Annotated in this window: 8 protein-coding genes; 4 read left to right on the plus strand and 4 right to left on the minus strand. The window is 71.0% G+C overall.

What is annotated here, in order from left to right; all coding sequences use genetic code 11:
* The first annotated feature begins 146 nt into the window (after positions 1-146).
* Both CcI49_RS25375 and CcI49_RS25380 read left to right on the plus strand, forming a co-directional pair.
* On the plus strand, positions 147-590 hold the full coding sequence (locus CcI49_RS25375; RefSeq protein WP_235498180.1) for a hypothetical protein: 444 nt from the start codon (positions 147-149) through the stop codon (positions 588-590).
* Positions 591-622: 32 nt separating this feature from the next.
* Entirely contained in the window at positions 623-1,621 is a 999-nt protein-coding gene (locus CcI49_RS25380; protein ID WP_054568799.1) for a bifunctional lytic transglycosylase/C40 family peptidase, read from the plus strand.
* 64 nt (positions 1,622-1,685) lie between these two features.
* On the opposite strand, the gene CcI49_RS42675 is transcribed toward CcI49_RS25380, so the two are convergent.
* The 4 genes from CcI49_RS42675 to CcI49_RS25395 form a co-directional block, all read right to left on the minus strand.
* Positions 1,686-1,844: a hypothetical protein gene (locus CcI49_RS42675; protein ID WP_165615683.1), complete on the minus strand. Its 159-nt coding sequence runs from the start codon at positions 1,842-1,844 to the stop codon at positions 1,686-1,688.
* Between the two features lie 487 nt (positions 1,845-2,331).
* Positions 2,332-4,089 carry an FAD-binding oxidoreductase gene (locus tag CcI49_RS25385; protein ID WP_054568798.1) on the minus strand — a complete coding sequence of 586 codons (1,758 nt, stop codon included), beginning with the start codon at positions 4,087-4,089 and terminating at the stop codon, positions 2,332-2,334.
* Between the two features lie 31 nt (positions 4,090-4,120).
* A complete protein-coding gene (locus tag CcI49_RS25390) occupies positions 4,121-6,535 on the minus strand; it encodes a serine/threonine-protein kinase (RefSeq protein ID WP_076829979.1) in 2,415 nt (804 codons plus the stop codon).
* Positions 6,536-6,592: 57 nt separating this feature from the next.
* A complete protein-coding gene (locus tag CcI49_RS25395; RefSeq protein WP_076829983.1) occupies positions 6,593-9,259 on the minus strand; it encodes a serine/threonine-protein kinase in 2,667 nt (888 codons plus the stop codon).
* 384 nt (positions 9,260-9,643) lie between these two features.
* Between CcI49_RS25395 and pgi the strand changes: the two genes are divergently transcribed.
* Complete coding sequence (pgi, locus tag CcI49_RS25400; RefSeq protein WP_054568795.1) at positions 9,644-11,296, plus strand: glucose-6-phosphate isomerase; 1,653 nt, start codon at positions 9,644-9,646, stop codon at positions 11,294-11,296.
* Between the two features lie 163 nt (positions 11,297-11,459).
* Positions 11,460-11,807 (plus strand): STAS domain-containing protein, encoded by a 348-nt coding sequence (locus CcI49_RS25405; protein WP_076829986.1) that lies wholly within the window; start codon positions 11,460-11,462, stop codon positions 11,805-11,807.
* Positions 11,808-12,082 lie beyond the last annotated feature (275 nt).

Genomic DNA, 12,082 nt, shown 5'->3' on the forward strand with positions numbered 1-12,082 from the left:
CAGCGCTCGATGGCACCTCTGACCAGCCATCGGCTGCCCCGACCACGACCGGGCCTCCGCCGGGAGCCAGTCAGGCGCCGGGTCCGCCGCTCGCCACCGCCACCGCTGAAAATCAGGCCACGGTTGATCCCACGGATCCCGCTGCGGTGGCTCGTGACTGCTTCACGAAATGGCAGTCGTTCGACGCCCGCACCGACGCCGGCCCGGCAGCCGGCGTCGAACGGGCCCGCGACTGCCTGACCCCGGACTTCGCCGCCAAGCTCGCCGGAGCCGGCACCGGCGGCTCTGACGGCACCGCCGGGGGAGACAACGGCTCTCAGGCCGGTCGTGCCTGGGACGAGCTGCGCGCCGCCGGCACTCGCTCCACGGTCTCGGTGCTCGCGGTCACACCCGTCGGGGGCGTCGACACCAGCACGTCCGGGCAGGTGGCGCTCCTGCTCAATGTGCGCCGAGAGACGATCTCCGGTGCCGGGCCCGCCGAGATCACGGTTTCGACACCGGCGGTCACGATGCTGGTCGGGACGGACGGCACCTGGCGGATCGCCGGCGCCGATCTTGAGAACGCCGCCGGCGACGCGCCGGGCCGGTAGTACGGACGCGACGAGCAGAGGCGGCGGCTGGGATGGCGAGGACGTCGCGCGGCACGGTCCGGGGCGGGCGCCTGCTGGTCTGGCTCGGCGTCGGCGGCTTCGTGACCATCGGCGGAATCTTTCTGCTGATCTCCGTGCTGATTCTGCTGATCGCCGCGCCCTTTCTCGACGAGCAGAACGTCGGCGGGCGCGCGATCACGAACTCCGAGGGGATTCCGACGGAGTACGTGCAGCTGATCACGGATGCGGCGAACGCCGCCGGCTGCCCCGAGGTGACGCCCTCGCTGCTCGCCGCCCAGCTGCGCCAGGAATCCGGATTCAATCCCCGTGCCCAGTCGCAGGTCGGCGCGATGGGAATAGCCCAGTTCATGCCGGGGACCTGGGCCGCCCACGGCAGCGGAGATGTGTGGAACCCGGCGGACGCCATTCCCGCGGCGGCGCGCTACGACTGCGCGGTCGCGGCGGCCGTCGCCTCCGTGCCCGGTTCAGGGCAGGAGAAGATGCTGGCCGCCTACAACGCCGGACCGGGTGCGGTGCTGGCCTTTGCCGGTGTGCCGCCCTATCCGGAAACGCGCAACTATGTCCGTACGATCCTGGCGCAGGCCCAGGTGTACGGCGATTCGCTCGACACCGGCGTCGAGGTGTCGGTCGAGACACTTCAGCCGGTGATCGATTTCATGTGGTCGCAGATCGGAAAGCCCTACGTCTGGGGGGCGACGGGTCCGGGTGCCTGGGACTGCTCGTCGCTGGTGCAGGCCGCCTACCGGGAGATCGGCGTCTCGCTCCCGCGGGTCACGACCGAGCAGGTGGCCTACGGTCCCCGTGTCAGCGGGGTCGAGCCCCAGCCGGGTGACCTGCTGTTCATCCCCGGCTCCGACGGGACGGCCATCGCGCCGGGCCACGTCGGCATGTACGTCGGGAACGGTCAGGTCATCGCCGCGAAGGGCGCCCGCTGGGGGGTCGTGCTCTCGGAGCTCTCCGACTGGACGACTGTCGTCGCGGTGACCCGACCGCTGGCTCGAAGCTTCTGATCGATGATTGTCGGTGTCGGTGTCGGTGTCGGTGCCGTTGGCGGTGTCGGTCGTCGCGCCGCTGTCAGACGGCGACGTCGGAGACGAAGCTGCTGAGCCCGTCGGCCACCGTGCCCAGCGCACCGAAGGCGCTGTGGACCACATCGGCGGCGTCTCCCGGCGAGGTGACCATGAAGAAGATGATGAAGATGGTCACTCCCCACGGCCAGATCAACTGCTTCATGTGGACCTCCTGAACTGCGATTGGCGAGCCGGTGCCTGCCGGGACCGGCGCCGGTGGTGACTGTCGGTGGTTGCCGACAGCACGTGTGTACTGACTTTGAGTAGTGGTCGCAAGGGGAACCGCCGTGCCACAACCGGGTCCACGCGCGGCCTTCCGGTGGTCCTCGTGATGCCGCAGGGAACCACGCGGCCGCGCTGTCGCCTCCCTGACCGGCCAGCGCGGGGAGGTGTTCGCCCTCGCCGGGCGATCAGTGCCGCTCGGGCCGGGAACGCCTGCTATCGCGGAGACATCGCCAGGTGTCGGCGGACATGGAACGGACAGTGGTTGGACTAGAAGCAGCCAGTAGTCGGAGGTGGGGATCAACCGATGTACTGATCCACACCGCTCCGGGCAGGTGACGTCGACTCCCTGTCCGGAGCGGCGACAGCCTGTAGTTGTCGCTACTGTCGGTGATTTCGATCTGTGCTGGCGGGCGGGTGAGAATGCGTCACGCGGGGCGGATGCTCTGGGCGAAGGCGAAGACGTTGTCCGGGTCGTAGGCGCGCTTCACCGAGCGCAGGCGCGCCAGATTCGAGCCGTAGTAGGCCTTCTCCCAGCTTCTGAGCTCCGGGTCGATGTAGTTCTGGTACGCCGACTCCGCCACGTACGGGCTCATCCGGACTGTGGTCGCCCGCAGCCACTCGGCGTTGCGGGCCTTGAGCTCCGCGCTGTCCCCGATGTCGTAGCCGGCGACGTACTGGGCGCTCGCCAGCACGTCGCGGTGCACGAACGCGGTGTCCTGCGGGCCGACCTGCCCGATGGCACCGCCCCAGCTGTCGAGAATGACACCGCCGGACCGAAGCCCGGTCTCGCGTTGCCTGGCCTCGACGGCGGCGAGCACGGCCTCGGTCCCGGCGGCCGGCAGCCGCGCGGTGAGGAAGTTCGAGGCCGCCAGCTGGGCGGCCCGCTGCAGGGTTCCGTCTGGATGGCGCCCGGCGAGGTGGCACTGCGCCACGCTCCGCCCCGAGCAGCCGCCTTCGATCAGCATGGCCTCCAGCGGCCCACGCTGGGCCGCGAAGGTGGACGCCGGCCGGCTGCCCACCGCGTCGACCAGGTGGGCGAGCAGGTCCCGCGCCGGCGCGGCCACGGTGCTGCCCGCGCTGCCGCCGAGCGCGGTCCGCGAACCGGCCCCGCCGCCGGTGCCGGTGGCGCCACTGCTGGTGCCGGTGCCGGTGGTCGAGCCGCCCGGCTCGCTGAGCACCCCGCTGACCCGGATCGCGGGTGTGCCCTTCCCATCGGAGCCGGTGGTCGTCGTGACGACACACGTGGACCACAGCTCGTCAGGCGCGTCGGCGCCGAGATTCCAGTCCTGCCAGGCGGCCACCACCTCGGCGGCGACGTCCCAGGGCCAGCGGTAGCTGAACACCGTCAGCGGTGTGGCCGGATGCGTGGCGAACGTGAAGGAGGTGACGACCCCGAAGTTGCCGCCGCCACCACCACGCAGCGCCCAGAAGAGGTCGGCGTCCCGTTCGGCGTCCACCTGGACGATCTCCCCCGACGCCAGGACGACCTCGGCGGCCAGCAGCTGGTCGCAGGTCAGCCCGTGGCGCCGGCCGAGGACGCCGATGCCGCCGCCGAGGGTCAGCCCGGCGATGCCGACGGTCGGGCAGGAGCCGGCCGCGATCATCGCGCCGGCCTGGATGAGCTGGTCGTAGACATCGACGAGCGGGGCCCCGGCGCCGACGGTGGCGACCCCCGATCCCGCGGTGGCCCCGCCGCTCGCGGCGACACCGAGGCCCGACCGGTTGCCCGGACGCACCTCGTTCAGCGTCGAGACGTCGATGACCAGGCCGGTCGTCGTCGAATAGCCGCCATAGCTGTGCCCGCCGGAGCGAGCGGCGAGGGCGATGCCCGCGGAACGCGCGAAGCCCACGGCGAGGGCCACATCCGAGGCAGACGCGCAGTAGGCGACCGCCTGCGGCTGGATCCTGTCGAAGGCGGGGTCGAACAGCTGGAGCGCGGTGCTGTACTCGTCGGATCCAGGCCGGACCAGGCGGCCCGAGAGCTGCTCCGACAGCCGCTGCCAGTCGCGCTCGCTCGGCGTTCCCTCGTCGACTCCGCCCGGCCGGCCGGGGCCGTCGTCGTCATCGCCACCGCAGCCGGCGAGACCACCGGCGGCGAGCCCGCCGGCACCGAGCACGGCCAGCCCCCTGCCGGCCAGGCGAAGCACCTCGCGACGGTCGAAGGACTCCCGCCGATCGAACATGCAGCTCCTCGCTCGGTGCCTGCGGTGTGATCTAGTCGGCCGCCTTTCGCAGGACGGTCGTCACGAACTTGTCCGGACCAATCCGTCGGACGGTACCCCGGTCGGGCTCACTCACGTACACCGCGCCGGAGGCGTCGATCGCGAGCCCGGAGGGATAACTGAACTCGGTCTCGGTCGCGATGGCACCGTCAGCGGTGTTCGCGTTGACGTCATCCGTGCCGGCGAACGTGTTGATCTTACCGTCCGTGGTGACCACGCGAATCACGTCGTTGTAGGTGTCGGCGATGTAGAGCTCGCCCTCCGGCCCGACCGCGAGGCCGTGCGGGTTGTAGAGCTTCGCCGACGTCGCGGCGCCACCGTCACCGGAGTAGCCGTAGGCGCCGGGCGTACCGGCGACCAGCGTGATCTTCCCGTCGGTCGAGATCTTGCGAACCGTGTGCGCGCTGCTGTCCGCGACATAGAGAGTTCCGTCGTCGGCGAGAGCAAGCCCGGACGGGCTGGTGAGCGTCGCCTCCACCGCCGGGCCGTTGTCGCCGGTGGTGCCGGAGTCGCTGGTGCCGGCGATCACCCTGATGATGCCGTCCGACGTCACCTTGCGGACGCGGTAGCCGGAGGCGATGTAGAGGTCGCCCTCATCGGAGACGGCCAATGCTCGGGGGTCGGAAAGCTTGGCACCGACGGCCTTGCCGGAGGTTCCGCTGAACCCCTCACCCGGCCCGGCGCCGGCGGCGGTGGTGATCTTCCCGTTGGCGACGCGGCGGATCCGGCCGTCGTCGCTGTCCGCGACGTAGACGTCGTCGTCGGGGCCAACGGCGACCGCGACCGGGGCGATCAGGTCCGCACGTGTGGCCGGCCCCCCCTCGCCGAGCACCGGCGTCGGTGACGGGGTCGGTGACGGTGAGCTCGACGGGGACGAGGCCGCTGCGTCTGTGCTTTCGGCGGTGGGGCTCGGCGTGGTCGCGGGCGGGCCGACCCCGGCGAGGTGGGTGAGCGTCCCGTCGGGGCTCAGTCGCAGGACCTGGCCCTGCCATTGCCCGGACGAGCCGCTGTCGGCGAGGTACAGCGAACCGTCGGGGCCGATGCCGATCCCGTCCGCTCTGTAGAGGCCGCTGACCTCGACCGCCTCACTGCCCGCATAGGCCGGTCCCTCGGGGTCGGAGCCGCCGGCGGTGAGCCAGATCCCCAGCCCGAGTGCCACCGCGAGCACGGCCGCGGCCGTCGCCGACGCAGTGATGATCTTCGCGCGCCGCGAACGGCCTCCCGGGCCGGTCGACTGGCGATGCCCGTGGGGGCCGCTGGGCCCGTTGGGCCCGCGGTGCCCGGTCGATGGGCCGACGGTCTCATCCGCGTAGCCCTCGACCCTGGTCGGGGCTAACCCCGCGGTACCCGCGTACGGAGCGGTACCCGCGTACGGAGCGGCACCCGCGTACGGAGCGGCACCCGCGTATGGAACGGCGCCCGCGTACGGCGGGCGGCCGGCGGATCCGTCGCCCCCGAGCTGCCTGGCGATCTCGGCGGGCCTCGGCGTGGTGCCCTGGGTGTGGCCGGCGGCGGCGAGCACGTCGTCGGCCAACCGCACCGGGACGCCGCTGGCGGCGAGCCAGCCGGGTCCGAACACGGAGGTGGCCGCGGAGGCGAGGGACAGGGCGAAGTCGTGCGCCGTCGGCGGGCGCCAGGCCGGCTCCTTCGCGAGCGCGGTGAGGAGCACCGCCGCCAGCGGCGGCGGAGCCTCGTCGAGCGGCAGCGGCGGCACCGACATGTGGTGGTGCAGCAGCGCCGGGACGGTCAGGCCGGCGGGGAACGGGGTCCGCCCCGCGAGCAGCTCGTACAGGACGACACCGAGGGAGTACAGGTCGGTGCCCGGCCCGAGCCGGGAGCCGGTGATCTGCTCCGGGGCCATGTACCGCGGAGTGCCGACGAGGCCGGTGGTGGTCGCCGCCGTCGTCTCAAGGATCTTGGCGATGCCGAAGTCGGTGACCTTGGGCATGCCGTCTCCGGCGAACATCAGGTTGTCGGGCTTGACGTCCCGGTGCAGGACACCGCGATCATGGGCGGCGGCCAGCGCCGCCGCGGCGGCCAGCCCGACGGCGCAGGCGGCGCGCGGGTCGCGCAGGCCCGGCCCGCGCGTCTTCAGGCTGCCGCCGGTGAGCTGCTCCATGACCAGCAGGCACAGGCCGTCCTGCTCGACGTAGTCGTAGATGCGCACGACATGCGGGTGGTCCAGGCCGGCCAGGACGCGGGCCTCGGAGAGGAACCGGTCCCGCAGGTCGCTGTCGCCCCCGCCGTGGGCGCCGGCCGGCTCCAGCAGGACCTTGACCGCGACATCCCGGTCAATCAGGCGATGGCGCCCGGCCAGCACGGCGCCGAAACCGCCGCGCCCGAGCTCCGCTCCGAGCTCGTAGCCGGTCAGCGCGCCGGCGACTCGCCCCAGGTCGATGGAAGTCACCGGGCCATTCTCCGCACGCTGCTGTTCCGATTCGTTCGGGGCATGTCCTTTTCCGGCTTACTCGGCGATCGTCGTGATCGTGCCGTCGGGGGCTATGCGTCGGATCCGGTTGTTGCCCGAATCGGCGATGTAGAGCGCCCCGGTGGAGTCCTCGACCACCGAGCTCGGATCGGTGAACTTGGCCTCCGTCGCCGGGCCGCCGTCACCGGAGCTGCCTTCGGATCCGGTGCCGGCGATGGTGGTGATCGTGCCGTTCGCGTCCACCTTGCGGATCCGGTTGTTGCCGTAGTCGGCGATGTAGAGCGTGCCGTTGCTGCCGAGGGAGACCGACGGAATGGAGAGCTGGGCCTTGGTCGCCGGGCCGCCGTCGCCGGAATAGCCCTGCTCGCCGGTTCCGGCCACGGTGTGGATGGTTCCGTCCGTGTTGATCTTCTGGACGGTGTCGCTGCCGAGATTGGCGATGTAGAGGGTGCCGTCGCTGGCCACCTCGACATCGTTCGGGCCGTTCAGCGTGGCGGCCGTGGCCAGGCCACCCTCTCCGGAGTAGCCGTCGACGCCCGTGCCGGCGATCGTGGTGATGATTCCGTCCGTGCCGATCTTCCGGATGCGGTGGTTCTCGTAGTCCGCGACGTAGATCGATCCGTCCGGGGCGACAGCCAGCTTTTCCGCGCTTTTGAGCTGCGCGGCGGTCGCCGGGCCGCCGTCACCCGAATAGCCGGCGACGCCGGTGCCCGCGATCGTGCTGATGGTCCCGTCCGAGGCGATCTTCCGGATGCGGTAGTTCCGCGCGTCGGGAATGTAGATGTTGCCTTTCCCGTCGGTCACCGCGGAACCCGGACCGTCGAGTTTCGCGGCGGTCGCGGGCCCGCCGTCGCCGCTGAACCCGCCCGAGCCGGTGCCGGCGAGGTCGGACACCGCACCGGTGGCGGAGATCTTCTGCAGCCGGTCGGTCGCGAGGCTGGTGATCAGCAGCGCGCCCTGGTCGTCGATCGAGAGGCTGTAGGGGCTCAGACCCTGCACCGTGACAGCCGCTCCGCTGTAGGCGACTGCGTTCGCCGGGCTGGAGCGGACCTCGTCGCCGCCGTCGTCCTTGCCGCCGCCGGACAGGGCCACGACGAGGCCAACCGTCAGCGCGACGACCAGAACGAAGACGACCGCCGCGATGATCAGGGTACGGCTGTTGTCGTTGCTGTCCTGGTTGCGGTGGCCGGGCGGCCGCTGGCTCCCCGGCGGAACGTTCTGCGCCGGGGGGCGGTGAGTCGGCGCTGCGTTCGCGCCGCCCCAGCCCTGGCCGCCGAAGTTCGACCCGCCCTGGCCCGGCTGGCCGGGGAAGGGACGGGTCGGCCCGGGACGCCCCAGCGGCGCCGGCTGTGGTGTCGAGCCTGGTGGCGGCCCCACCGGGCGTGGCTGTGGTGTCGAGCCTGGCGGCGTGAGCGGGCCGGGCGCGGGCGTCGTGCTCGGTGGGCCCTGCAGTGGCCGTGGGTGCGGAGTGCTGCCGCCGGGCTGGCCGTAACCCGGCTGGCCGTAGCCCGGCTGGTTATGGCCCGGCTGGTTGTAGCCGGGCTGGTTGAAGCCGGTCTGGCTGTAGCCGGGCTGGCCGGGGCGGCTCATACCGGGCAGCTGGGAGCCTGTGCCCGGGTAGCCCGGGTGCGGCTGGCCCGGTGGCCCGCCCTGCGGCTGGCCGCGGTAGCCGCCGCCCGCGGGCTGGCCGGGTCCCTGCTGGCCCGGTCCCGGCGGGTAGCTCGGGCCGCCCACGCCGCCGGGGCCACCGGCCGGGAAGCCGCCACTGGCGCGAACCGTCGGGGCGGCGCCCGACTGCATGCCCGTGCCGGAGCCGCCCAGCGCGGCGCGGATGTCGTCATCCACCCGCACCTTCACCTCGGAGCGGGCGAACCAGCCTGGGCCGAACGAGCGGGTGCCCGCGGCGGCGAGCTCCTGGGCGAGCTCCGACGCGTCCGAGAAGCGGGCGCCGGGCTCCTTGGCGAGGGTTCGCATGATGACCGCGGAGATCGGCGCGGGCACCATGGTGAGCGGTTCGGGCATCACGCTCAGGTGGTGATGTGTCAGTGGCTGCACGGCCATCTGCCGGCCGAACAGCGGCCTGTCGGCGAGCATCTCGTAGAGGACGCCGGCCAGCGCGTACAGGTCGGTGGCGGGGAACAGCCGCCCGCCCATGATCTGCTCGGGGGCCATGTAACGCGGCGTGCCGAGAATGGCGCTGGCGGTCGTCTCGGCGCCGTCGAAGATCTTCGCGATGCCGAAGTCGGTGACCTTGAGCAGGCCGGCGCCGTCGAACATCATGTTGTCGGGCTTGACGTCCCGGTGGAGCACGCCGTGGCTGTGCGCGGTCGCGAGTGCGGCTGACGCGGCGATGCCGATGGCGCAGATGGTCTCCGGGGAGAGCTTCCCGGTGGCCATCCGCTGCTTCAGCGTGCCGCCGGAGAGCAGCTCCATCACCAGCAGGCAGGTTCCCTGGTGCTCGACGTAGTCGTGGATGCGCACGATGTGCGGATGGTCGAGCTCGGCGAGGACGCGGGCTTCGGAAAGGAAACGCGCACGTAGATCGGGGTCGTCGCTCGTGTCAAGGAGGATCTTGATGGCGACCTTGCGGCCGATGAGCCGGTGCTGGCCGGCGAGCACGAGGCCGTAGCCTCCCTTGCCGAGGTCCCCCTCGACCGCGTAGCCAGGGAGCGCCGCCTCTACGAGAGATCTGTCGATAAGCAAGGTCGGTTCCGTCCGTCACCGGCTGCCGGGTCGTCACCATGATCACCACACGGTGGTGACACCCGAGGGCCACATCGTGCGGGATTGTGCCTGCGCAGCCCCGCGGTTGGTTCGCATCTGTTGCCGTGTTGGATGGTGCTGGTTCCGCCTCGGTCGCCCGCGTCACGCGCGACCGCGGGACGCCTGCTGCCAATGCGGGGCCATCAGCGCTTTCCCGGCGATACTACGGCCTCATACCCCCCATTCCGCCCCTGGTAGCGACCCGGCGGGCGCGTCAGATGGGCGACTGCAGCATGCTGGTCATCGTCGACAGGTGTTCGGCCGTGCGGGCGCGCGGGGACGCGGCCGTACGGGAGCACTGCCATCGAGGAAGGGCCCCACGTCATGGCGAACACCGAGACCACCGCCCGCGCGGCGGGAACGGCCGTGGAACGGACCCCCCAGTGGGCGGCGCTCGCCGCGCACCACACGGAGATCTCCGGGGTGACGCTGCGCCAGCTTTTTGCCGATGACCAGAAGCGGGCCGAGTCATTCACCGTGCAGGCGGATGGCCTTTATCTGGACTATTCCAAGAACATCGTCACATCTCGGACGATCGAGCTGCTCGTGGCGCTCGCCGAAGCGGCCGGGCTGCGGTCGGGCATCGAGGCGATGTTCGGCGGCGAGCGGATCAACGTGACCGAGAACCGGCCGGTCCTGCACGTCGCGCTGCGTGCCCCGGCGGGCGTCAGCATCCGGGTGGACGGGGTCGACGTCGTGCCCGAGGTGCACGCGGTGCTCGACCGGATGTCGGCCTTCGCGGACCGGGTCCGATCCGGGGTGTGGACGGGTGCGACCGGCGAGCACATCACCACCATCGTGAACATCGGCATCGGTGGTTCCGACCTCGGCCCGGCCATGGCCTACGAGGCGCTGAGGGACTACACCGACCGCTCGATCGCGGTCCGGTTCGTCTCCAACGTCGATCCGACCGACGTCTGGGAGGCGACCCACGATCTGGACCCGGCGAAGACCCTCTTCATCGTCGCGTCCAAGACCTTCACGACCCTGGAGACCCTCGCGAACGCCCGGGCCGCCCGTTCCTGGCTGACCGCGGCGCTCGGGGAGAAGGCCGTCTCGGCCCATTTCGTCGCGGTCTCGACCAACGCGGAGAAGGTCGCCGAGTTCGGTATCGACACCGCCAACATGTTCGAGTTCTGGGACTGGGTGGGCGGGCGTTACTCCATGGACTCCGCGATCGGCCTGTCGCTGATGGTCGCGATCGGCCCGGCGCACTTCCGGGAGATGCTCGCCGGTTTCCACGCGATGGACGTCCATTTTCGGACCGCTCCGTTCGAACGGAACATTCCGGTTCTGCTCGGCCTGCTCGGCCTGTGGTACCGGGACTTCTTCGGCGCCCAGACGCACGCGGTGCTGCCCTACAGCCAGTACCTGGCCCGTTTCCCGGCGTACCTGCAGCAGCTCGACATGGAGAGTAACGGCAAGTCAGTTGATCTCGAGGGACGGCCCGTACAGGTGCCCACCGGCCCGGTGGTGTGGGGCACTCCCGGAACCAACGGTCAGCATGCCTATTTCCAGCTCCTGCATCAGGGAACGACCGTGGTCCCGGCCGACTTCATCGGCTTTGTGCGGCCGAACCACCCCGGTGTCGGCGAGGTCGACCAGCACATCCTGCTGATGGCCAACTTCCTGGCCCAGACCGAGGCGCTCGCGTTCGGCAAACCGGCCGCGGAGGTGGCCGCCGAGGGGGTCGCGCCGGAGCTCGTGGCGCACCGCACGTTCGCCGGGAACCGGCCGACGAACACGTTGCTGGCGTCCAGGCTGGATCCGTTCACGCTGGGGCAGCTGGTGGCCCTCTATGAACACAAGGTCTTCACCCAGGGCGTGATCTGGGGGGTGAACAGCTTCGACCAGTGGGGTGTGGAGCTGGGCAAGGTGCTCGCCGGGCGGATCATCCCCGAGCTGACCGATCACTCGGTTCCGCTGCGCCACGACAGCTCCACCAACGCGCTGATCAGTCTGCTCCGCTCCGCCTGAGGCTGATCCCGCTCCGGTCCGATCCGCGTCGGGCCGGCACGGCCCCGCGGTGGCGGCAATCAGTAACAGTAGTTCAACGATTACCGCGCTCATGTTACTCTCTGTGACCAGCCCACGGGATGGTTGCCCGTGCTGCGACGGACGGACATCCCGGGGGCCACAGGTGCGGGTCGACGCGACAGCGACGCGAATGACGGTGCGGCGGACCGGCGACGAGGTCGTCATCGAGCTCGGTGGCGAGTTCGACACCGTCGGCAGGCTACGTTTCCGCGAGCAGATCGGCGAGCTGCTGGGCCGGGGCGGCGGTGTGGTGACGGTGGATGTCGGCGATCYTGCGTCGGTGGACATCGCGGGCCTTGCCGCCCTCCTCCGGGCGGAGCTTCTGCTGCGCCGGGTCCACACCGAGCTGCGCATCCGTGCGGCCCTGCCCGCCTTCGCCGAACTTGTCCGCGAGACCGGTCTCGCCGGTCGCCTGCGGGTCGAGGAGGCCGCTCGACGGCCCGCCGGGTGAGCCCTCGACCAGCTCGACCACCTCGATCCCGGCCTGGCTGAGCCCGGTCTGGCTCACCGGGTCCCGACCTGGTTCGTTGCCGGCTTCGTGGGGCGCGCCGTCCGCCGAACCTGCCGAAGCCGAGCGGGTTGGAGCCGGTTCGTCCGCGATCGACCGTTTGCGTGGTCCTACCGCCGAAAGGCTCCTTTCGATCCTGCTCATCATCAGCATTCCGATCATCGCGATGAGCGGAAAGCTGAGCATGATCAGGATTACTGGTGACGTCAGATCCACCG

Source organism: Frankia sp. CcI49, assembly GCF_001983215.1.
Lineage (GTDB): Bacteria > Actinomycetota > Actinomycetes > Frankiales > Frankiaceae > Parafrankia > Parafrankia irregularis.